The organism is Shewanella ulleungensis (assembly GCF_014648315.1).
In the GTDB taxonomy this organism is placed as follows: Bacteria; Pseudomonadota; Gammaproteobacteria; order Enterobacterales; family Shewanellaceae; genus Shewanella; species Shewanella ulleungensis.
This window is the reverse complement of sequence record NZ_BMQW01000001.1, coordinates 408275-432078: the sequence shown is the minus strand read 5'-3', so window position 1 is coordinate 432078 and position 23804 is coordinate 408275. Positions and strand designations below refer to the sequence as shown.

Annotated in this window: 13 protein-coding genes and 1 tRNA gene; 1 reads left to right on the top strand and 13 read right to left on the bottom strand. The window is 39.8% G+C overall.

Annotated elements, in window-relative coordinates; translation table 11 throughout:
* Positions 1–227: 227 nt before the first annotated feature.
* From IEY40_RS01810 to IEY40_RS01780, 7 genes are all read right to left on the bottom strand, one after another.
* Positions 228–2225 carry an alpha/beta hydrolase family protein gene (locus IEY40_RS01810; RefSeq protein ID WP_188952774.1) on the bottom strand — a complete coding sequence of 666 codons (1998 nt, stop codon included), beginning with the start codon at positions 2223–2225 and terminating at the stop codon, positions 228–230.
* A 32-nt stretch (positions 2226–2257) separates the two neighbouring features.
* Positions 2258–2473, bottom strand: a complete 216-nt coding sequence (locus IEY40_RS01805) for a hypothetical protein (RefSeq protein ID WP_188952771.1) — start codon at positions 2471–2473, stop codon at positions 2258–2260.
* Positions 2474–2853: 380 nt separating this feature from the next.
* On the bottom strand, positions 2854–4095 hold the full coding sequence (locus IEY40_RS01800; protein WP_188952769.1) for a toll/interleukin-1 receptor domain-containing protein: 1242 nt from the start codon (positions 4093–4095) through the stop codon (positions 2854–2856).
* 69 nt (positions 4096–4164) lie between these two features.
* Positions 4165–5652 (bottom strand): hypothetical protein, encoded by a 1488-nt coding sequence (locus IEY40_RS01795; RefSeq protein WP_188952767.1) that lies wholly within the window; start codon positions 5650–5652, stop codon positions 4165–4167.
* 970 nt (positions 5653–6622) lie between these two features.
* Positions 6623–9739, bottom strand: a complete 3117-nt coding sequence (locus IEY40_RS01790) for a site-specific integrase (RefSeq protein WP_188952765.1) — start codon at positions 9737–9739, stop codon at positions 6623–6625.
* Entirely contained in the window at positions 9709–12189 is a 2481-nt protein-coding gene (locus tag IEY40_RS01785; RefSeq protein WP_229776977.1) for a hypothetical protein, read from the bottom strand. Before IEY40_RS01785 ends, IEY40_RS01790 begins: the two co-directional genes overlap by 31 nt.
* 53 nt (positions 12190–12242) lie before the next feature.
* A complete protein-coding gene (locus tag IEY40_RS01780; RefSeq protein WP_188952761.1) occupies positions 12243–12821 on the bottom strand; it encodes a hypothetical protein in 579 nt (192 codons plus the stop codon).
* Positions 12822–13122: 301 nt separating this feature from the next.
* Between IEY40_RS01780 and IEY40_RS01775 the strand changes: the two genes are divergently transcribed.
* A tRNA-Val gene (locus IEY40_RS01775) sits at positions 13123–13199 on the top strand.
* Positions 13200–13411: 212 nt separating this feature from the next.
* On the opposite strand, the gene IEY40_RS01770 is transcribed toward IEY40_RS01775, so the two are convergent.
* The 6 genes from IEY40_RS01770 to IEY40_RS01745 all read right to left on the bottom strand — a co-directional run bounded on the left by IEY40_RS01770 (position 13412) and on the right by IEY40_RS01745 (position 23623).
* Entirely contained in the window at positions 13412–15505 is a 2094-nt protein-coding gene (locus IEY40_RS01770; protein WP_188952759.1) for a two-component system response regulator, read from the bottom strand.
* On the bottom strand, positions 15502–17853 hold the full coding sequence (locus IEY40_RS01765; RefSeq protein ID WP_188952757.1) for an ATP-binding protein: 2352 nt from the start codon (positions 17851–17853) through the stop codon (positions 15502–15504). The genes IEY40_RS01770 and IEY40_RS01765 overlap by 4 nt, the downstream gene beginning before the upstream one ends.
* Positions 17850–18383 (bottom strand): YfiR family protein, encoded by a 534-nt coding sequence (locus tag IEY40_RS01760; protein WP_188952755.1) that lies wholly within the window; start codon positions 18381–18383, stop codon positions 17850–17852. The genes IEY40_RS01765 and IEY40_RS01760 overlap by 4 nt, the downstream gene beginning before the upstream one ends.
* 9 nt (positions 18384–18392) lie before the next feature.
* Complete coding sequence (locus IEY40_RS01755; protein ID WP_188952753.1) at positions 18393–20429, bottom strand: TonB-dependent receptor plug domain-containing protein; 2037 nt, start codon at positions 20427–20429, stop codon at positions 18393–18395.
* A gap of 243 nt (positions 20430–20672) precedes the next feature.
* Positions 20673–22106 (bottom strand): LysM peptidoglycan-binding domain-containing protein, encoded by a 1434-nt coding sequence (locus tag IEY40_RS01750; protein ID WP_188952751.1) that lies wholly within the window; start codon positions 22104–22106, stop codon positions 20673–20675.
* A 152-nt stretch (positions 22107–22258) separates the two neighbouring features.
* On the bottom strand, positions 22259–23623 hold the full coding sequence (locus tag IEY40_RS01745) for an MATE family efflux transporter (protein WP_188952750.1): 1365 nt from the start codon (positions 23621–23623) through the stop codon (positions 22259–22261).
* Positions 23624–23804: the final 181 nt, after the last annotated feature.

Sequence of the window (23804 nt, the reverse complement as noted above, 5' to 3'; positions counted from 1 at the left end):
TTATACTTGCGAGTTGTACATATGTATGATCTTCAGGAAATGAAGATGTTCTTCATTTGTGATCTGTAACCGTCTAGCTCATCACATCAGTGTTAGGTAAGTGACAGATTGGCTTTGTACACAGCTAAAAGTATAATCAATAAAATCACGCGGCGTCGCTAAAGATATAGGAGTATATAAAGTTAAGCTTTTGATTTTATTTAAAACACTTTCTATGAACCTACTATTCAATTAATTAAGGGTGAGCGGGAAAATCCCTCGGCATTACCCTTATCTGATACCGACTGAATAAACCAGCTATGGGCATAACTATGGGCGCCAGTATAAGGATCTATCTCTGGTGGTGGAGTAATATCAAAACGCTTAAAGCCAATCACAAATTGGTCGGCAGGAACCCCCTGCGCTAGCGATGAAGTGACATAAAAATCAATCGGGAAGTATGACGCAGCTTTAGCAAGGTCGGCCGCCAATGGAAACGGCGTATCCAGCATAGTTACCTGCATAGGCTCTGGCGCCAACCCAAGTTCACTGAGCACAAGTGCTGCGTGTAACACAACAAAACCGCCTGCACTGTGGCCAATTAAATGCAGTGGCTTGTCACGAGCGATATCTCCACTGCGAATCGCCCGGGCTAGTTTAAAACCTACCAGTTCGCCGATACGCTCACCCTGCGGACGGATCATCGATAAGTCATTCAGCATATCCTGAGCAGATTTCGGCATACCCATGACGCTTAACGCCATCGTATCAAGCGCACTAAACGGGTTGCCAGACGGCTTAGCTGCCTCTCGCCAATCCACCAAGATAATTTCGGGCGACAGCGACGCTGTGCGCTGCAATATGGCCTGCTCCAGTCTGGTCATCCAGTGATTATTACTGCGGCTAATATCAACACCATCATGTAAACCATGTACCAGCACCACGGTGCCATTACTTGCTGCCTTCTGCCCTGGTAGCCACAATGTATAACTATCGTCTAGCTTACGGGCATTGAGTAACTGGCCATCTTGCTGACGCAACACTGACTGAATTGTAGGGTCTTCGGGTGCTCGCTGATATTGAATAAATGCAGTAGTCAGCACCATAGACAGCGCAATAACCACCCCCCTCCCAAGCACCACTTTACCAATAAATCCTGCGCTGTATTCCAATGCGCTAAGGGCACGCGCCAGCTTGCTGTGCCGCAACACTGCTGCAGCGCGCCACTCCTTTAACTCTGCCTTATCTTTGTTTGCCCGGTAGTAAGGTTCGTTGTGTTCAGCCTGATAAAACCACTCCATCACTTCAGATAATAACGATGCTTCAACATCACTTACGATATTATTTAGCTGTATAAGCTGGTTTGCGTCTTTTAGCTGAGATTTAGCAGCACTTAGCAACTCAATTTGTTGAGCAAAGGTGCCTATTCTCCGGTTTAACTCAAGCTGAGCACCACGCATCTGCGCCAATACGGCCAATAAAGGCAGCAAAGTGCCGACAAAGCCCAGTACATAGTCAGAATAAGACCAGTTAAGCCAGATCATCGCCTCATCACGCAATGAAATAGCCACGCCAGCCACTGCAAGAAATAATGCAGCATCCAGCGATAACGTAACAATTTTACTTAAGCGCTGGCGTCGCAGTAACGCATCGTGCCGTTTATGTTGATAATACTGCAACTGATTATCCAGCCGTTCAGCCATATAGTGCAGCTTCGCATCGTTAAAATCAGTATTTTCCGCACTGAGAGGCTTATTCGCTGCGCCTGGCAGAGCATTGGCTACGGCTTGAAGGCTTGGCGAGCGGCGCAGAGCCGACGCAGTAAGGCCAGAGTCAATCTGCTCTGTTGCCATGCGTGAGCGCGCCAGCTCTGCAACCAGTCGGGCCCTAACCCACATATGCTGCATACCACGCCAACGCATCCACCAACTAATTACCAGTAAACCCACTGCACAAAACACTACGCTAAAGGCGGCAAAGGACACACTAAACTGTTCACGCAACACAATAAGCCACAGGGAAGGTGCCAGCACTGCCAGCCCCTGAAACACTAAAATAAAGTTAAATAGTCGCCGGGTATGAGGTGCCAGGCGGTTCGCTACCTCGTCTGCCTTCTGATAGCATTCTTCAGCAGTGTCGTGTGCGGTTATCTTAAGTAAATTTAATAATGGCGCAAGCCAGACAGGATTGGCAGCCTGCTCTGCTGGTAATTTGACATTATTATTGTTTTTTACTGAGTCATTCACTGCAACCAGATCCTTCTAAAAAGCGTGCCGTTTTAAAACAACTGATAACGATTTATCGTGCCACGTTTATCAACGGTGATAAGTGTGCTGCCATCAACTTCAGTGCTCCGTAGATCGCCTGTCACCGAAGGTTGAAACCGATTAATCAAACTTTGACCAGGCCACTGCCACAGCGATACTTCGCCACTTTGCCTGAGCGAAATAAGCCAGCTATCCCGAACAAAATGCAACTCGGTTATTGGTTCCATGCCATCTTGCCAACTGCCAATGCGTTTAAGGCTAATGCTATCCCACAGCGGAATACGGCCATCTAAGTCCGTTGTTGCAAAATAAGCGTTATCAGTACGCGCTAATGCCGGTTACATGGCCGCTTAGCGGTGCAATAATATTGCCTGATTGCGTATCAATGACATTTGCCTGCTCCGGATCTAAATGGCTCAATACCAGCCGATGTAAAGGTGCAGCATAGCGGGCATCCTTAACCAGCGAAATAGCCAGATCTGCAACTGATGCAACATAACGCAGTCAGCGTTCATGTCGCTGATAATCTCAAGCTGTGCGATAACAAACCAGCACGTTGGCTCACTGCAAGTACAGACGAAAAGTAGCTCTGTGCTTTACTTTTCATTTAACTTAGCTGCTTTTTAAGCGTTGCCACCAAATTGGCAATATGTGAGCTTAACGGAGGTGTTACCGCGTCAAGCCAGTGGCAAATACTGATAAAATACGCCAAATCCGCTTCGAGTTCGGTCGGCTCTATTTTGAAAGGCACTATCAGTTTATTGGCATTGACTGCACGTTCAACCTCGCGCAGCACATGCTGGGACGCGTTAGATGCATCGGAAAACACCAGCACGAACGCTTTACAGGCGACAATCCCTTTAACAATGGCTGCGGCATACGATTCACCGGGACCAATATCACGCGGCGCCATCCAACAGCGAATGCCTTCGCTTTCCAACCCGTGGCATACCGCCAATGCCTGATTAAAATTCTTTGATGAGTAGCTGATAAACACATCAAACGCCCCAGTTTGATCTACCCTAGCTTTCAGTGTGGACGCTGGCACTGAAACCAGAGTTAATGCTTTAAGTGCTGCACGCAGGTCAAATAAACGGGCAATACGAGTTAATGAGTCTGTTTCATCCAGCATTGAAAGCGGTAATGCAGAATAAAAGAGATCTTCAGCCAACTCATCAGCTTGCACTGGTACGGTTTTTATACCGAAAGGCTTTAGGGCTTGATACTGAAAATCATCAATAATTTGCTGTAATTGCTCTTGCTTACCAGCGGAAAAATTCAGTAAGGTATCAAGCTCATACCCCGCATTTAAGCTTTGAGCTAGGTTGTTTTTGATATGTGTTTTAGTGTTGGCTGGTATATTGCTCTCAAAATCCAGTTTCACCATGAGTTTCCTCGCGGTACGCTCAACTTCTGTTGGCGCTGTAACCGCTAAAAGATTGAACTGAATAGTAAGATCTGACAACCCGGGAAAATCAGGATTAAACAGTAAATTCAGCAACTCAAATAAGTGCAATTGGGTTGGAATCGTGACGTCATTAGCCAGAGAATGGAGGTTTTCAAGCCGCAAAACTTCATCGCCACACGCCATTTCATGAAATGCATCAAACGCCGCTTTGCTATTAACAGAAAAATCAGCCAGCGCCCGGTTACAAACCAAGCTGGAAAAGTGAAAACGATCCAGTTCGGCTTGCTGCTCATCACTTGCATTCAGATACAGACCGATTTTGACCTCTTCAGGCTTACAAACCAGTCTAAGCGAAAATGCCTCAATGGCTGAATGGGCAAGTTGATGCAGTATGTCTTTCAGCCAAGCTAAACCAGCCGCACTGCGCACTGATTTGTGCAAATAGAGGCTTTGTACAATATTTTGGTGAGCCAGCTGATAACTAGCCCTGTATGGCATTTGCGACATCGGTTAGCCTGTTCTCATAAAGCGTTTCTTTTTCTCGTTACTGGCAGGTTTTTGCTGCGAATTCAACACACCAGATCTGGACTCTCGCACAATGGTGAAGTCAATATCCTGATCCACATCGCGCTCTTTAATCAATCGCTTAGTTAGCTTTACCAAAGTGGCATGCACAGTCTCCAACGCAAAATTTGCATCGCTGATATCGAATTCGTTCGGCTGATGCCATTCAGATTCAATACTGTACACATCCAAGCGAGTGCCATCGTGATGAGCATAGCCTGCACCAATATTTTTCTCTGCCCAGCTGCCGGCATTGACATGTGCATCCCAGCCGATATACAAATCATCACCGTACGCATAGATTTTAATAAACACCAACGCCCTGCCAATACTGAACACATATTGTTTGCGCTCAACTTTACCGTCAACATCCCAATACCAAATAAGCTCTTCGTTTAATTTGCCGAACTGACTAGTATTGGCCTGCATAGCGTTAACAAACTCGGTTTCAAGTTGTTCTGCATAAGCCTGCAATCCCTTAATCGCCACCTGCCAAGAATCAAGTTGTAATAACTGTCTAGGCTCAATTGAGGGTTTACCTGTAGTCAGTTTCAACCGCTTGGCTTTGCCAAAAAATATCCTGCGCAGCAACGGAAAAATCAGTAATGGTGGTATCACCATCATGACGATATCCACACCACGCCACTGCTTGTAATCGCGGGGGTTATTAGCCGGACGCCAAACTTGTATGGGGGCTTGCTTCAAGCGCTTTGGTTTAAAGTGCCAACGTTCCCCTTGCAGTAACTGCGTGATCAAACGTGACAGTTGCTCTAGGCTAATTTGATATACATCGGAAAATTCCTGCAACTTATATGACGACTCTACACGGATAGAATAGGTTATCGGAAAACGCATAAACGGATGTGCATCCAGGCGAATCAAAACCAACGACTGAGTTCCAAGTTTATTAGCCAAGGCGCCGTCGGGAAAAGCCGGTTGAAACATCGACAAGCTGACAAAGGTTACCGCTGAATAGTTTTGAGATTGTAATAATTGGATATTGGTAGAGTCTGGTAGTTTGAGCTGCACTAAAATTGTCTCGACCTCCAGATACAATGCTTGTCTCGCCGAATTTAGCGCTTCTGCCGGATTATCAGCGGTCACAGGAATGACTGAAAGCGCTTCTTTAATACTGCCCGTATCTTTACTGCCAATTCCAGAGAAATGGCTTTTCAGATAAAACAGCGACAACAAGCCAGCAAGCAACAAAGTGCAATTGCCAACAATCAGTGAGAAAATCCACACCGGATTGTCGTAATATAAGGTGTCAACATCACTATTGGCATAAATAAGTTCCAACATTGCCATGCAAATAAGACCCACAACCAATAAAAAAAATCGAGCGCCTTTGGGTTTAGATAACAAAGTTAAAACAGCGGCAAACGACGACAACCAGATTATTTTCAGGAAAAAATCGACCCATTCGTAAATCATATTGAACTCCCTTTACTCTTGTTGTTTTTTCGTTCTCAGTGTAGTTAAGAGATGCTTAACATCCAACATTTACATCCATTTAACAACAAGTTTATCGCCCGACTCCGATTTAAATTAAACTGCTTAGGATCTGTTGATATTGACAGCCTGTTACCTTGGAATGTTAAAAGATAGGTGTAATTGCCCGGACGCTTACAATAAAATTAGTGGTTCGACGCTTTTGTAACATCCAAAAAAGAAAAGCTCCTCAAAGAAGGAGCTTTATCATCGTGAGATTTACTTGTAGTACTGATAACGTCGTTTGGAATTATGCTTCCAACTTTTTGCTAGGTCATACACATACGCTGGATAGTCATCCCATGGGTTAGCCAACGATCTTCCACGAGCTGCTCGTAACTTGATCGGGTAACCTTTGCACTCAATCATATGAAGGAAGTAATAACCCTTTTCCTGTTTTGTTGAAAAGTGCTTGTGGGCTCCACTGCGTACGCTGGGATAATAACCCCAAAAATATTGACACTGGCTTTTAATACGTTTTCGGTACTGATGTTTTAGTTTTTTCATTTACCCTCCAGGTTTACATTACCTAGAAGGGATCCTCTGCAAAGTAGTTCATTTACCCACCTTATATGTGCTGTCTAACTTAGTCTTACATATCAACAGTATGATCATATTAGTGATATTTGTAAAATCACCTGTATTAGTTCAGACTCGTTCGGCTGATATCTAATGACCTAAAAAATCACGCTTAATCAAATAACCATTCAAACCACGACAAATGTTACAAATTCATTCGATAAAATCTATAAAAATTTTGATTTCGATCACTTTGCTCTAATTAATGATATTGCAGATTTTTTGGTAACTTTTATCAGGTGCAGTATCTTCAAAAATAGGACTCGCAAGCACTAAAATCATATACCTATGATCTTAAATATTATTTTAGTTCACAGTAATGAAGAAGTTGCATTTATTTTGCTTGGTAACTCAAAATGAGCAAAAAGTGCAAAAAGCTAAATATGCTTTGATGGCGTTGTGCCTGCTTATATCTATTGTTGACCAATGCGATTACTAAAAAACCATTACCGTCATGTTTACCTAAAAAGCGCCCTTCACTTTCACTTGCTACTACAAAATTATTTACATCAAATCCGTAATCTGTGATAGTTTTTTTCCATCGATTTTCAATACACTGTGACTGCTCTTTCGTCAAATCCGCACGATGAAACCTGAACTTTAAATGCCTATCTTTTAAGTCCAGTAACTGACAAAAGCGAATAAATATTCTTGACACTGTTGAGTCGGGACACCTTAAAGCATAATCCTTTCCTGGTACGGCGTATTTTAATATTTCCATGCTCAGCCTCACATTAGATAAGGTTAATGGTTCAACACCAATACTCTTGTCGAATTTGTCGCAAAGATACATAAATACTTTACTGGATTTAGCGACAGTTGCATCAGCTTTGGCAACATAGTCGGCATTATGTAATCTTGGAAAGGCTGGGATCAATGGAAGTCGCCTACCTATGCGCGGGTAATGTTGATGTATTTGCTCTGCATTATTAAGCAGTTGCTGTAATTCTTCGAGTGGAAGATTGTAATATTGAGAAGACTCTATAACCGAGCTGACTTTCAAGGCGTTCAGTGCGCGAGCCCAAGTCATGCTGCTTATCTCAATATTGGGTTTTATTTCTTGGACATACGTTGAAAATGTTGGAACCGACAAGGATGACGTTAATGGTGCAGGCTTTATCGCTAATTTCGCTTCTGTATCTCGAGTGTAATAGTTTAATCTTTCAGCCAAACTTAAGCCGGGCTCAGGTTCTAGCCAAGATACTCGCCCAACACATTCTGAAGTAAAATACTTAGTTAACGTAAAGTAAGGCTTTAAGTCTAGGTAGTACAAAATATCTTTAAGGTGTAAATAGCTATTTAACGTTGATTGAACATCTTTATGTCCCATCAAATGAGCCAAAATGAACATTTTTTTACGGCTATTCATATTATAGCGTAATCGAGTTTGTAACCGTTGTAGATAATCATCATCAAATATTTGATGACCGAACATCGTTAGTTGTACACGCCCCTGCTTTATGGTTCTTGGATTTAAGCGGCACCAAGACCAATTAGCAAAACTATGACGAAGATGATGAATTCGTAAAGTGTAGTCTTGAGTAAAGTGACGGATTAAATCTGTTATTAACTCATAAGCCTGATTAACTCGAGTTGCATCGTCAAACAATAGCGCCTTTTTGTTTGCACCTGAGTGTTGCTGTATTTGATATCGCACCCGTAACTTTTCTATGGCTGTCTTTGGCCAAAGCGCATCTAATGGTAACTCACGACGAGCAGAAGTCGTTTTGAGCGTGCGATGCTGATTGGGTCTAACCGAAAGCTGCACATAGTCAAATGCATCTTTGGCTGGCGTATTGACTGCAAATGAAAAGTCAGCCCAGGTTAATTTTGCAGCTTCATTTCTTCGCAAGCCGCTGTAAAAGCAAAAACATAACAAAAAATAAGCATATTGATAAACAAGATCATCTTGAACATGATCTGTGAGATATTCCATGACTTCATCAATATGACTTGGTGAAATTAAATTCGCGTCAACTTCACTAGAACTACCAATAACATCAATATCGGATAGGCAGAGATCTCGAACTAAATTTGTTTCGACTAAAAACTGTGCGAAATAATACACATACTTTTTTCGTTGTGCTGAGGTAAACATTTCTGCTGATTCATTGAGCTTATCAGCCCAATCTTCACCCGATAATAACTCTATATCGCATGTACTAAATACGGCGAGAAACGGCTTGCTCAAACTTCTGACATAATCCACTGCAGTGGCCAACTTTAATCGGCGCTTGTAGGTACCTCCATTTTTTAACAGTGAAAATAACCAAGAGCATAGCAGCCAGAGATAAGGATTGGCGGTTACATCTAATGCCTTAAGCTTTTTACTCAAAGTATCTAAACATGCTGATCTTGATGCTTCTTTGATTAAATCCGAATAAATGTCATCTAGTTGTTTTAATGTAGTATCAATAGCGATAAAGCAATGGTTTTTGTTCGCCACATGTCGCCATTGCTTAAATTCGTTTGTGCCTTGATCACTTACCCCTAACAAATGTGGCATCGAATGTAAGCATGCTTTATTTGTTAATATTCGCATAAAAGCATGCTCTGGTAGCGCTTGGCTCACACTGGGTAAAAAATACATTTGATACTGTACTGGTCCTAAGTGCAGTATGTTGTGAATTTTTCTAAGCGTACGTAATCTAAGCATTGATAGATCTGACCAATCAAATTCAGATGCCCTGTTTAAATACTTTACGATACACGCTTGGATCTTTGATGTACTTTGTTTGACGTTAGCCCATTGTTGTAATGCCATTACCGCAACATCACTCAATATGTATCGTGATTGATCTGTTGTCTGTTGTTTTTGCCAATAACAAATCCCGCCGACGTAAAACACATCCTGAGGATGCTCAAGGATCGAAAGAAGCTCCTGAGTCTTGCTCACATTCACTGTTAAATAAACTAACAGTGCTGCTCGCCCTAGTTTTTCGTTATTAGATAGAGCTCTATTTGGGCTAATTAATTCTTTATCGAGTTGTGAGTAAAGCATATCAACAATTGGCAGCTTGACGAGCTCAACCGGCGATATAATAGGTTTATCTCGTTTAAGAGTAACAATAGACGGTATGTTGGGTGAATCTATACCATGGTGTTTTTTGGCATAATTGAGTATTGATTGCAAAATCAATAATTGCGTTTGCTTACTCAACACCGCTGGTTTTAGTTGCGCAATTAACGCCTCTAGTTCTTCAGGTAAAATTTTTGTTTCTGATTGAATAAATCTTTTTTTTAAATGCCCAAGTAAGTTTTTATAAGATTGATAAAAATCCTCTTCAACTTTCTCTTTGCCTTGAACATCATCAACTTTGCTTTGATTATAGTCTTCAAATGCATGTTCATTTTGTTCAACGAAAGCATCAAACACCTCTCGATATAAAGGGTGTAATTTTCCACTTTCATTGAGGTTTCTTATGAAATGACGGACTTTAATGATTTCCATCCAACCTCCTCAAATAACTCATCAAGCACAGGGACTATTTCATTGATGGCTTCAACATGGCTTAAAGCTGAATAATGACCTAATGGCACTTCTCCGGCTTGCCAATGACCCATTTGGAAATTGATTAACTCAGGACAAATATTTTTCTCTAGTAAATGAGATTTCAACCAATGTCGTCCAGCATTAGCAGGCAGCTGTATTGTGTTTTTACAATAGTTAACAAGCTCTGATGGTGATAAATTTGTCGCTACAACACTATTGCCTTGTCTATGTAAAAAAAAGAAAGGACCTTGTTGTTTACGTGAATTACGGATGACTTTGTACCATTGTGTTGCCTGAGTATGATTAAAGTTCAACACGTTTTGCTGAACGTCAACTATGTTGTCAATCGTACTGCACATCTTTGGCAGTAACACACGCAACAATGAACGTAAGCACCCTAAGTGACGTTTATATTCTTTCAATTGAGATACTAAAACATTGGGCACTGCGACGATACGAGAATGACTAAAGTCTGAATCGTCTTTATCACTTATCCCCATTAAATTTAATGACGGTAAAAATAAGGCAAATGTCGGTAACGGATTCCAAGCTGCTCTATAACCCGTTCCAAATAGCAGCATCCAAGCTGTGTAAGCGGTAAATGCATTATGATAATCAATCATATCTAATAACCGATGTTGAAAACCAGGTATAGAGGCCGAGACTCGCTTTGTTAACGAGTTAATTAAGGTTGATATAGCATCATTTGTCGGTGTGAACGATGAGCCCATAAAAGGATTAGTTTGATCAAAATGTCGAAGTTCAAATAATGAAAACGGTAGTGGTTTACCCGAGTACCGTTGAATATCTTGTTCAACATTTTGCCATAATTTGCAGAGTTTCTCGGTTCTAAAATCATCCCTGACATTCGCGTAACTTCTCGCAACACGAGTCGTGTACATATGTACTGCATAGCTATAGTCGATAAAAATAGGATCGATAACATCAGTTGAATTTAAATAATAACTAACAAAGTTAACCAATCGTCGGACACTTACGCGGGCTGAAGCATGTCGATCTGATAGCTTTTTTAGTTTTCGAACGAGTGAACTCGTAATTATTTTTGAATCTTTTTCCTTAAGGATAGGTCCGGTTAACTGAGTCTGCCGATTTTCAACTATGAGTTTTTGTAAAAACTCGGGGCATGGCGTGAAAACCTCCTCTTTAACTTCCCTTAGCCCTTCGTTATCCAGCTTAGCTTTTGCTGAATGGCTTACATAGAAAAACCACCACCCTTGCCCAAGTTCATCGATATACAAGCCCTGCTGTTTTTTAGATAAGTCAGTAAACACGACTAAGCTTTGTATTTCTTCTATAGATTTGCTTAGCAACAACATTAGCCAAATCACTATTGCCATTTCGCGGTTGCCTGGTCTATGCCCCATCAGGATTAATTTTTCAATGAGGAAATTAAGCTCTTCAGGCATTAATAATTGTGTATTTTGTATGCCCATATTATGAGAGCGTCGAACACTTGCAGTGACATCAATAGCAGTTCGGTTTTGTACGTGCTTATTGAAAGGAATAGCTGTGTCGAGTAATTCTGTTTTATCACGTTTTGTATCAACGTCACGGTTATTAATTACAAATGTCTGAGCAGCAAATTGATCATCATCATTTAAACCTTCACTGTTTGGTATTAATGGTTCATCTGGAATTAATGCGAAAATATCATTGTGAGCTCCAACAATCGGAATGGCTATTGGATCTGCATAACGTTTAGGTACTCTATCAATTGCAGGTCTTCTTCGTGTGATATGTTTTGCTGGTTTCCAATCGTTGGAAAAGAAATGACACAGTATTCGAAGATAATTTTTATGTGGTAGATATGGCCATGTTTCTTTACTAGTAAGATATTGATCCAGTTGGTGGGCAATGGCCGCTGGTGAATCGCCTGTTGTATTGGGAATTGTCTCGCGTACAAAATTCAGTTCAGCAACATTGGTTCTCATGAAAAGCCTGAAATTAGAACAGGCATCTTCTTCCCGGGTTGAAGATTCCCTGGCCAAGTCTTTGTCTCTGAGGGTATCTAAAACTGAGTAATAGTGATTGATGAATGTAGCAAATAATTCGCATGATTTTATCGTCAGGTTGTACTCATAAGATTTAAGCAATACAACATAAAAGGGATATTCACTGCACCACCCTTTTTGATACTTGGTCCGATGATATTCATTGCTGATATAACGGTCTTCGATATCAAAACTATACTTGTGCAATGCATCAAAAATATACATTGCTAAATTTAACTCTTTCATTATCGATTGTGCTGAGTGAAAGGATATATTTCTAACGCGGGCGATCAATTTAATAACTTGTTTAAGGCCTCCAAGTGACTCTGGGGCAAAAATACGATCAACAAAATCATCTAAATCTTCACTGATCTCATCTTTACCAATATGCGGCATGTTGAGTTCACCATACCGACAAATATGTTCAACTAGATATTGCTTAAGACTTTTCATCTTAATTTAACCACTTTAGTGCTGATATGTAACCACTCGCATAATTGCGTTTTAGTTTTTATCATTGGAAACAACGACTGCCATTGTGGGGAATTAAACACTGACGGGTGTTCATCGGTGATAAACCATGCAGATAAAGATTGAGTAATTGAATCTCCTGAGACGTTAACAAACTGTTTTAATAAAGGCCTTACAATATCATTGAGCATTAATAAATGAAGTATATCTTTATTAGGACGCCGAGGTAATACAATACAAGGTACTAGAGCTTTGGCATCACCAGCATATATTTTACACAGCTTTTGATAGGTCAATAATCCAGAAATTAAACGATAATAACCTGCCTCAGTTTTACTTGCTAACAAGGGTGCTTGATATGAGTCGAGCAATATTGATGCGGGGGATTCGACGCTATCATCGGAGCTTGGTTTTAGAGTACTAAGAAGATTAAACGATTCACAGAAGGTTTTAAGCGAACGCTCAAGTTGAATTTGATTAAATGCAACCATCTCGAGTTTAACGTCGACTAGCAACTTATCTAAACTCTTATTGAAATGCTCAGCATGTACGTTCATCAATCCCCCTAAATGACAAAATAGTGGTCAATTTCGACATTTCTATATTGTGCCTAGATCGTGCCTAATTCAAGCGCAAGAAATACAAATATTCGCTTAAATTATCGAAAATGAGATGCCCGTTTATTTGGAAAACTCATATTAGTTAAGGGATGCAGGCGAAAGGTGTAGCACTGAGGGAATTCAAGAAATAATATTTTTAACGTCTTGACATGGTAGGGGTCGGTGGTTCGAGTCCACTCGGGTGTACCACTCTTCTCAAAGAGTTTAAACATTGAGATTTTATTAAAAAGTAAACAATACACCCGTAGCTCAGCTGGTTAGAGCACTACCTTGACATGGTAGGGGTCGGTGGTTCGAGTCCACTCGGGTGTACCATTTCTCGCTTTAATTCCACGTTATAATTTTATTCCTTATCCATCCAACAAAATTTAATTCAACATCCATTTGATTCAAAACAAGTTTGTACGCTCAATTTTCTACATTGAAATTATACGAAAGAGTATGACAACGACTTATCAGTTAAGTCGTAATAAGTGTAGAGAGAAAAGTACTAGGACAAGATACGAACACTTCTTAAGCTTTAATCATTAAAACCGCTCTAGTGAGACTGGTTTGCCATACAAATATCCTTGTAAATCGTTACATCCCATCTCTTTTAATAATTCATACTGCTCTACGTGTTCTACCCCTTCGGCTATTGTGCCTAAGCCTAAGTTCAGTGCGAGTTGGACTATGGTGCGTGCTATGGCTGCATCTTTTTGATTATGAACGATGCCATCGATAAACGATTTATCAATTTTTAAGGTATCAATTGGAAAGTTCTTTAAATAGTTGAGTGACGAGTATCCAGTACCAAAGTCATCAATAGCCAATTGCACTCCAAGTTCCTTGAGTTTAAACAATAATGCTATGGCATCTTCAACGTTACTAATAATGGCAGATTCAGTTATTTCAAGTTCAAGTAAATGAGCTGGAAGCGATGTTAGCAACAGTGCGTTTTTAACATGGTCGACAATGTTGGCGTGATTAAATTGTAGCGCAGATAAATTCACTGCCATTCGAGTAAAATTGCTGTCCGCAACATGGATTTTCTTGGCTTTTTTACAGGCTTCAATTAAAGCCCACTCACCTATCTGGATAATTAATCCGCTACTTTCAGCCATGGCCATAAAATCAAAAGGCGACAACATGCCTTTAGTGGGATGATTCCAACGTAATAAAGCCTCATAACCGACAACGTTATCGTTGGTTGAGCTAACTTGAGGTTGGTAATGCAATTTGAGTTGATCCCCTAAGGTAATCGCTTCTCTCAGTTCAGCTTCCAGTTGCAACCTGTCCATTAATGTCTTGTGCATGTCATGAGAAAAAAGTTGATAACCATTTTTACCGTTATTTTTAACTTCATACATGGCGGTATCTGCGTGTTGCAGCAATATATCGCCAGTAAGGCCATCATCTGGATAAAATGAAATACCTACACTGGCAGAAATATAAGTCTGTTTTCCCATGATAAAATAAGGTTTACATAACTCATCTATAATCCGCTGAGCAATAATGGCTACACTATCAAATGTATTAAGTTCAGTTAACAATAAGGTAAATTCATCGCCGCCCAAGCGTGCAATATGTTCATTGTCAAAGTCGACATGAGTATTACCACTACTCATTTCATCAGTAGCTCGTATCGACGTTTTAATACGTCTTGCCGCTTCACAAAGTAATTCATCACCGGCTTTGTGGCCTAATGTGTCATTAATGCGTTTAAAATGATCTAAATCGATAAATAATAATGCTAATTTTGTTCCGTGACGCTTTGCTAATGCGATAGCAGAATCTAATTGAACCAAAAATTTACGTCTATTCGGTAAATCGGTTAACGTATCGAAATAGGCATAATAAGCAATTTCTTGCTCAGACTTTTTCCGGCTAGAAATATCATGTAACGTGCCGTTTAAACGCTGACCACCGAAATCATCAGTGATATCAGTTCTGTCATGTAAAGTTATAATGTCACCATTACCGTTCAATATCCGATATTCAATATCATAGGATTCTTTGTTCTTTAATGCATTTTTGAGCGTGTGAGTCAGAAACTCACGATCGTCTGGGTGAATAATTTCAATTAAATTAGCAAAATTGAGTTCGCGTTCTTGAGGTTGCATACCGATCATGCGATATACTTCATCAGAACAATCAAGTGTTTGATTTTTAAAATCCCATTCCCACGACCCTAAGTGGGCAATGCTTTGTGCCCTGGCCAGTCTATTTTTACTTTTTGTCAGTTCTTTAATGGTTTTATTGGCTTTAAGGACATAGTGGATCCGATGGTTTAACAAAGGCCATTTTACCGGTTTAGTCATAAAATCGGTGGCACCGACATCGAAGGCTTTTTTAATGTCTTCCGGTTGGTCTAAAGCCGTTACCATAATAATAGCAACGTTCTCCCCTTCTGGCATCTTACGAATAACAGAGCAGCATTCAAAGCCATCCATATTATCCATAGAGACATCAAGCAGAATAAGGTCTGGGCAATGCAAACTGAATAACTCAATAGCTTCCTCGCCACTACTTGCTTCAAGAATATGAGTCATTGACGGGTTCAATGCACGACGCATAAGCATGCGAATGACGGGGTCGTCATCAACAATCAAAATGACATCATGTATAACATTGTTCGTCATTGACCAAGCTCCTCGACTTTGTGCATTAATGCTTGTTGAGTTTGTTCAAATACTGTTTGAAGTGTTCCTGCTAAAGGTTGGGCCTCATCTAATTTAACATTGCGTGCAAATTGCTCAATTTGACTGGCTAAACGTTGCATTTTGCTTGCACCTAAATTCGCAGAACTAGACTTTAACGAATGAGCAGCTTTAAAAACTTGATCTGCGTTTTGATCCGCTAAACCCTGAGCAATATCATTAATCAAATTAGGGGTGCTGTTAATGTAAATATCAACAATGGTTTTCACCAGTTCAGTTGAATCATCAGGAGATATTTGCTTAATGTCATTAAGCGGACCGTCAACAAAGATTTGGTATTCATCATCATTTGATTTGTCGTTTTGTGATAATGAATCTACAGAGTCAAATACCCATTTATTTAAGCATTCGTTGAGGGTTTGCCTAGTAAAAGGCTTAAGTAAAGTATCTTTTGCCCCAGCGGCCCGAAACTGACGTTTTACATTAGGCTGAATATCAGCGGTAAGCGCTATTATGGGAGTCGTAAAGTTTACCCCATCAGGGCCTTGATTAGTGATGGCTTCAGTTGCCGCTATCCCATCGGCTACTGGCATATGATAATCCATAAAAATCACATCAAACTTTTTCTCACTCGCCCTTTTAATCGCCTCTTCGCCATTATCTACAATTTCACATTCATGGCCTAAAGACGCAAGCAAGCTCTTAACTACTAATTGATTGACGACGTTATCTTCAGCAACTAAAACATGCGTTTTACGATATACAGATTCACTGATGTTATTGTTATTAATTAGTTCGCTCACAGGCTCCGATGAACTATCGACAGCAACTAGTGGAATGCTAAACCAAAAGGTACTGCCTTCATTGACTTTACTTTCAACACCATAACGGCCATTCATCAATATAATAAGTTGCTGGCATATGGCTAAGCCTAAACCTGTTCCACCAAATTCGCGGGTAATAGAGTTATCAGCTTGAGTAAATGGAGTGAAAATTGATTCAAGTTTATTGTCAGAAATCCCTATGCCTGTATCAATAACAGTAAATTTAATAACCGTATCTGAGCCCTCAATATGCTCACTGACTTTAATAGTAATTCCACCCTGTCTAGTAAACTTAATCGCATTAGAAATAAAATTGTTAATAATCTGCCGGATCCGTACAGAGTCACCTAAATAGTTCAATTGCATTAATGGTTCAATATTAATAGAAAAAGTTAAATTTTTCTTTTGTGCAACAACGTGATGAGATTGACAGGTAGAGTTAACTAAATCTGGCAAATTAAACTCACGGATGTCTAAATCCATTTTATTGGCATCAATTTTTGAAAAGTCCAACACCTCATTCAATAACACCAATAGGGTTTGCGCAGAATCATTAATCATTTCAACGGTGTTAGTGACATCTTTATTTAGCTCATAGGATTTAAGCAAATCTGAAAAACCAATAATCCCATTAAGCGGGGTCCGGATTTCATGACTCATCACAGCCAAAAATTCGGATTTAGCAAGGTTAGCATTTTTAGCTATTTCTAACGTTTGTTGTAACTCAAATGTACGTTCAGTAACACGATGTTCAAGTTCTCGATTTATCGTTTCAAGTTGGCGACCTCGAGTATCAACCTCGGCAATCATAACGTTGAAACTATCAGCAAGTTGTGAGAACTCGTCATGAGATTGAATGCTGACACGTTGGCTGTAATCTTTGTTATTTGAAATTTGTTCAATCACACCTAAAAGCGTATTCATCGGCTTAGTAAATAACGACTGTAACCAAAACATAACCAATAAACTGGCAAAAAATGCCGACACACTGGCAGAAACCACTAACAATAAGTAGTCATCTAGCTGCTTTGATAATGTATTCATATTGTCGGTTATGTGGAGCATGCCAACAAACTCACCTTCTGATAATATTGGTGTATATGAATGTACTGCGTCATGACTAAACGAAATTTGTTTTTTCTTACTTGATACTATGTCTAAAAATTGCTCTGCATGTATGTTTAATTGATTTTCTTTATTACCAGAGTACACAGCAAAAATAGTACCGACAGGGTCATATATGACGGCATTAATAATATCGGGCTGAGCAACTAAAGCAGACAAGGTTTTTTCGGCAGAATTGGGGTCATTAAATATCACCGCAGATAAACTGTTGCTTGCCACTATATCACTCAACACGGTTAAGTTTTGCGCTGCTTTTAGCTTAGTTATGGCAAATTGTTGGCTAATTAGCGCGGTAGAAATAATAACGATTACGATGACCGCAATAGCAAGCATTGAACAAATGAGCTTGGTTCTAATTGAAGAAAAATTGACTATACTCATCGTTTTACCTCAAGCGCTAACTTTAACACTTGTGAACTTATATTTAATCCAGATTGCTCTAAAGCCTGAATATTAACTTTGAAAAACAATCGTTTATCTTGCTCTACAATTTCAATCATTCCACCTTGTGCGGCAAAACCAGAAATATCCGATACAGTTAAAATTGATTTACTGTCAACTGCCAAAAATATACGCCGCGTTAGCTCACGCGATGCAGAATCGATAAATATGACATCACATTGATCTATTTGGCTAGTGTCTGATAATTGGATAGCGGAAATGTTTTGTTTAGCAATTTTTTTATTCTCGAGTGCGATGAAACTGTCTCGATATTGGTTGCCAAAAAAGCATATTTTCCATGCAGAAGGTTGTTCAATACGCGTTTGAGGCCATTGAGTAAATTTTGCAAAGTTATAAGTAAATGCCGTTTTTAAGTCAAACGAATCCTCGGCGATTGCTGAACTAGAAAATAGAGCAAGTATCGCCATCAATGAATAAAGTATCTGTCGATAAATATTATCATTTCTCATAAATAACGCTTAAAAACTCAAGCTAGCTTTAACAAAATAACTTGGGCCTACCTGATAAGGCAGCAAAATACTCTCTGCTTCATATTCAAGGTGAGATGAGTAAAATAAATCTTTACCATGTGCAGATAACATCAAATCTGGAGTTACAGCCCAGCTAACACCAATATCAACCCCCTTATAGCCCTCAATAGATTTAAAGCTAGTGCCGTTGCCACTGAGTAACTCGGTATTATCAATGATACGCCATACCAGATTCACATCAATATTGTCGGTCATATTCCAATCAACCATGGCTGAAAACATGTTTTGTGGCGCCTGGGTATTTTGCCCCAAAATATCCCCAAACTCGTTTTGAATATAGCTATAGTTAATACGTAACTGCAGCAAATCGGTCACCGCCCACATCGACGACAGCTCGGCACCATAGTTGTAACCATCGTATTGATTTTCAAAAACAGTGTATTGTGAAATGTAATTAGGGAAAGTACTAAGGTCGGTTGTGCCATCAGATGTACTGCGTAACTTATCGTAAACGTTATAGAAAAACGTTGTGTCAAAAGACCATTTTTTCGCGGGTACAAAACGGTAACCCACTTCATAGGACACGATTTCTTCTGATTGGTAGTCATCACTGCCCACAACAAACAATTTAACAAGAGGTGATACATCCGATGGAGCAATGTTTAGCGCATTCACAGATAAGTTATTTTCAACTCGAGACGGAGTTCTAACCGCGCGGGCAATTGAAGTCCATAAGCTATTCTTTGTATCAACTTGCCACATCAAACGAACATTGGGTTGAATTTCAAACCCAGTATAATCATTGTGTTCAAAACGTGACGCTAAGGTTAACCAAAGTGCATCATCCACTAAGGCAATTTCATCACTAACAAATGTACTCCATAAATGTGTTTGTGTTGAATCGGGTTCTGAACTGGTTAATATTGGCATTGAAGTTAAATCATCGCTTATGTATCGATAACCTAAGCCCCAAACGATATTATGATCTTGAGCTACGATAAGCTGATGCTGAAAATCAATATCAACAGTATTGGTGCGAAGATGATAGAGCTCTTCTTCTCTGTCAGCAAAATCGTAATAAGTTTGTAGAGTATATTCTGAGGTTGCCGATAACGCTTTAGTGTAACGCGATAATAAATTGAACCCTTCAGTCTCTACCTCCTCTGAATAAAACACTCTATATTGTGGTGCATCCATTGAAGCTATATTTGATGCTTGATTCATTTTGCTGGTGTAATAGTCACTGCTTAACGTCAAGCTAGTGTCGTTTTCAAGTTGGATATCAACCCTGCCGCCAAATTGTAAATGGTGCCAATCATTACTTTTATCAACAGTAGATGCGGCATCAACAAGTGAACTGTCGAGATCTTTTGCATTATGCTCTAATGAATCGCGACTATTACCTTTAATATACATTCTGGAGCTAGCATTATCTGATAGCTTAGTGCCATATCTTGCGCCGATAAAGCCTTGTTCATAATCACCCGCACCGAGTTCTGCATAGCCGCCTAACGTATCTGCACTGTGTTTAGTGATAATGTTAATAACACCATTTACGGCATTAGCACCCCACAATGCTGCACTGGGACCACGAATAACTTCAATACGTTCAATATCGGCCATTAACGTATCTTGTACTTCCCAATACACCCCAGAAAACGCAGGGGAATAAAGCGTGCGGCCGTCCATCATGACTAAAAGCTTATTGTTATAACGTCCATTAAAACCACGGCTACTAACAGCCCACTTTTGAGCGTCAATTTGAGCCACATGTAGGCCTGGTACGTCGCGAAGAGCTTGAGGAATGGAGGTTGCACCAGAATGGCGGATAGCATCGTTGGTTAACACATAAATGGCGGCGGGAGAATTAGATAAAGGCTGCTTTTGCTTTGAAACCGATGTAACTTCTACATTCATCAATTCTTGTAAACTAAGGTCTAGTGAATTGGATTCTTGAGCCATTACAGTTGAACTGGCACATAAAACCGCTAACGTCGTGTAAGGAAACACATTGATTTTCAACATTGCAGCGACACCCTCATAAAATTAACTGTCATGTAAAAATTTATGAACAAACTTATACATTTATACAATTAATTTACACTAACAAATAATAAAAGTATGCCGTAAGGTATGATTTTTATTCTTTTAAAAGAAAATATCGTTTAAATATACTGTTGAAATGTCAGAACTGTGAACTCAGTAAGATATCGTAAAGCAAACAACCTAAGTCGCGATAGCCATTCGCAACTTAGATTGTAGCCCTCATTATAGGCGCATTTGCTGGCTTTTATTTTGTACGTTTTGATAAAACTTGAGTGTTTTACCTACTGTGAGCTTGTCTCTATCAGTCATATTATTCCAACTGATAATTTGCTCAACACTTACCTTATAAACTCTAGCGATACTCCATAAGGTATCCCCGTATTGAACTGTATGCCCAGCTTGGGGAGTGGCACTGGAAGCAGCAGTGATTAGCTGCGGTTGAACGAGTGTATTGTCACTCTGTTTGTGAATTATTTTCTTCGCCGCAGATTGAGAGGCCGCTAATTCAACATCTAAAATCACCTGAGATGCCGTGTGTGGCATATACAAGAATTGACCCGCTATAATTTTATCACCATCAATATCATTCATGGCTTTGATTTTATCGACATTGGTTTGATGACGCTGTGCGATGACCGTAATATTGTCACCGTTTTGAATTTGATATTTGTACCATTTTACCCGTTCGTTCACATCAGTATTGGCTAACGCTTGCTTGAACTTATGAGCTTTACTCACAGGTACCACTAACTGATGCGGCCCTTGTGGTGATGTGGCCCAGCGGTTAAAACCAGGATTTAACTTTTGTAAGCGTGTAACAGGTATTTTAGCCAGCTTCGCCGCGACAGCTAAATCGATTTGGCTACCAACATCAATCACTTCAACCAAGGGCTTATTGGGAATGGGGTTTAGGCTTATGCCGTAGCTTTTAGCATTCTTAACCACATCAGCAATGGCTAGAAGTTGCGGCACGTATTGCCTCGTTTCAGTGGGTAATTTTAGTGACCAAAAGTCAGTGTCAAGTCCCCTAGCCTCATTATATTTTATTGCTTCTCTGAGCCGACCTTCACCAGCATTATATGCGGCAAGTGCATACAACCAGTTATCGGTTTTTTTATACAGATACTCCAACATATCAAGCGCTGCGGTGGTTGCTGCAGGCACATCTTTGCGACCGTCATACCACCAATTCATATCTAAACCAAAGTGAATCGCCATAGGCGAAGTAAACTGCCATAAGCCTGAAGCATCAGCACTTGAGTACGCGAGAGGATTAAAAGAACTTTCAACGATCGGTAATAATGCCAGTTCAATCGGTAAATCACGATGCTCAAACTCTTGCACGATTAAATATAAAAAAGGACGAGCGCGTTGTGAAATTCGCTCGAGGTGTTGAGGGTTATCAATGTACCATTGGCGGTATCGGTTCACTAAGTACTGGTCAGGTATTGGCATATCCATTGAAAAACGAATACGTTCCCATACATCACCAGACTCTTTATATTGTCGACGTACCAACGATTTTGGAATGTTATATTCAGTCGACTTTTTAGTTTTGTTAACGCTTTTATGTGTTTCTATATCGGTTACGGTTGACGATTGGCAACCACATAACAGCATAAATCCCGTAGAAATAAGGAAAAGTGATGTTTTCAATTAAAGGTATTCCTCAGATATTACGCCGTGTTTTTTATTGATTAATGCGTAAGTAAAATTGAGCAAAAGTCGTTCATTGTAATTGAGATTTCAAAACCTCGCTATTGAAATCAATTGTTTCAACTCTTCGTGCTTAATAGTAGCCATAACCATTAAATCAGCTTTTGGGCTTGGTTGTGGTCAAATTCTTTTAACGTCTTTCTTGCCAAATACCTAAAAGGAAATGCTTTAACGGCTTCCTCAAATGGCATAACAGCAAAAGCCCAGAAGATGGAGGCATCAAAATACAAGATTAACAGGGCACAAAGCGGAATTGAAATTAACCATTGGCCAGTAAAATTGATTTTAAATACCGCTGTCGTTTTACCCAAAGCCCGCAGAATATGACCATGTACTGTGTTATATCCACGAATAAACGGCAGTAGTATATACAAAGGAGCAATTGACGCTAATGCTAGGTACGTTTCGTGATTTAACCCCGGATATATATCACCAATAACAAAACTTAACGCCCAAAATAATCCACAAGATAATACCGACAAAACCACCGCCATCTTGATACTAATATCAACATCTGCAGTTAGGTTTTCTAATTTTGTTGAACCAATGGCTTGGCTAATAGTAATAGCTGATGCATGCGCCCACGAGGTTATAAATTGAGTTCCACCTCTTATCCATGGCATTAAGACTGTAATGGCGGCATAAGCATTAATAGAAAGTTGTGAATACAATAGCTGATAAATTGTTGCTCCAATCGATAACATGGTGACATTAGCTGCAACTGGAAATATCTCAATGAAATGCAATTTAATGTTGTTTATGAACAATGCCATTTTACTGTTAAAAGAAAGGTCCAGATCTTGTTGATACTTTAAACATACAGTTAAAAATATCATTCGTAAGCTAATCGCAATCACACTGCCTATTGCCGCACCGACAACTCCGAGGCCTTGCCAATCACTGACACCATGGATTAAGAAATAAGATGCAAAAGCATTAATTGGTAATTCAATCAAATAACTTTTAAATGGCAGTTTACTGCGGCCTAACGCATTAAACATAGCCGTGATAACTTGAGTAATAGCAGTAAATAAGACTAAATATTTTGCATAACCAAGGTATTGGCCAATCTCAACATATAAGGTTTTATTGTCAGTAAGCCAATAAATTAAATCTTGGTCTAACCATGAAAGTAATAGCCAGAAAACAATCGCCACAATCAGGTTAATCAACATTCCAGACCAATATGAATTTGCCAGTTTGGTCTGGTTAGCAGAACCTACTGCACGGCTCATCACTAGTTGAGTTCCATTGGCCAGCGCCATTTGAATACCCAAAATAAATGACACTATAGTCGTGGCAATACCCATTGCCGCTAATGACACTTCGCCCAAAGGACTGACTAATAAAGTATCAATCATCAACATTGACTGCATTAACAACGCATTTAATGCTAAAGGCCAGCCTAAAGAGATATTTCGTTTGATATAGGCATTAGATGCCGATGATAAGAACACAGTACGTCCTTGAGCAAAAAAGTCTAAGCAATTAAAATTATGTTGCAAATCAATTACAAATGAAGACCATAATAAGTTATCCCAGTATTGATGAACTGACTATAATCTGTCATTGTGATTGTTGCTTGAGTTAGTCAACTACTGACGGTTAACAACATTGAGCATTAAGTAATACAATTAC

What these genes read in the sequence shown, in the direction of transcription:
- IEY40_RS01805 (WP_188952771.1), bottom strand. Translation starts at nt 2,473, where the DNA reads ATGGAACCAATAACCGAGTTGCATTTTGTTCGGGATAGCTGGCTTATT.
- IEY40_RS01760 (WP_188952755.1), bottom strand. Translation starts at nt 18,383, where the DNA reads ATGAGAAATGATAATATTTATCGACAGATACTTTATTCATTGATGGCG.
- IEY40_RS01795 (WP_188952767.1), bottom strand. Translation starts at nt 5,652, where the DNA reads ATGATTTACGAATGGGTCGATTTTTTCCTGAAAATAATCTGGTTGTCG.
- IEY40_RS01790 (WP_188952765.1), bottom strand. Translation starts at nt 9,739, where the DNA reads ATGGAAATCATTAAAGTCCGTCATTTCATAAGAAACCTCAATGAAAGT.
- IEY40_RS01765 (WP_188952757.1), bottom strand. Translation starts at nt 17,853, where the DNA reads ATGAGTATAGTCAATTTTTCTTCAATTAGAACCAAGCTCATTTGTTCA.
- IEY40_RS01780 (WP_188952761.1), bottom strand. Translation starts at nt 12,821, where the DNA reads ATGAACGTACATGCTGAGCATTTCAATAAGAGTTTAGATAAGTTGCTA.
- IEY40_RS01785 (WP_229776977.1), bottom strand. Translation starts at nt 12,189, where the DNA reads ATGCCGCATATTGGTAAAGATGAGATCAGTGAAGATTTAGATGATTTT.
- IEY40_RS01755 (WP_188952753.1), bottom strand. Translation starts at nt 20,429, where the DNA reads ATGTTGAAAATCAATGTGTTTCCTTACACGACGTTAGCGGTTTTATGT.
- IEY40_RS01770 (WP_188952759.1), bottom strand. Translation starts at nt 15,505, where the DNA reads ATGACGAACAATGTTATACATGATGTCATTTTGATTGTTGATGACGAC.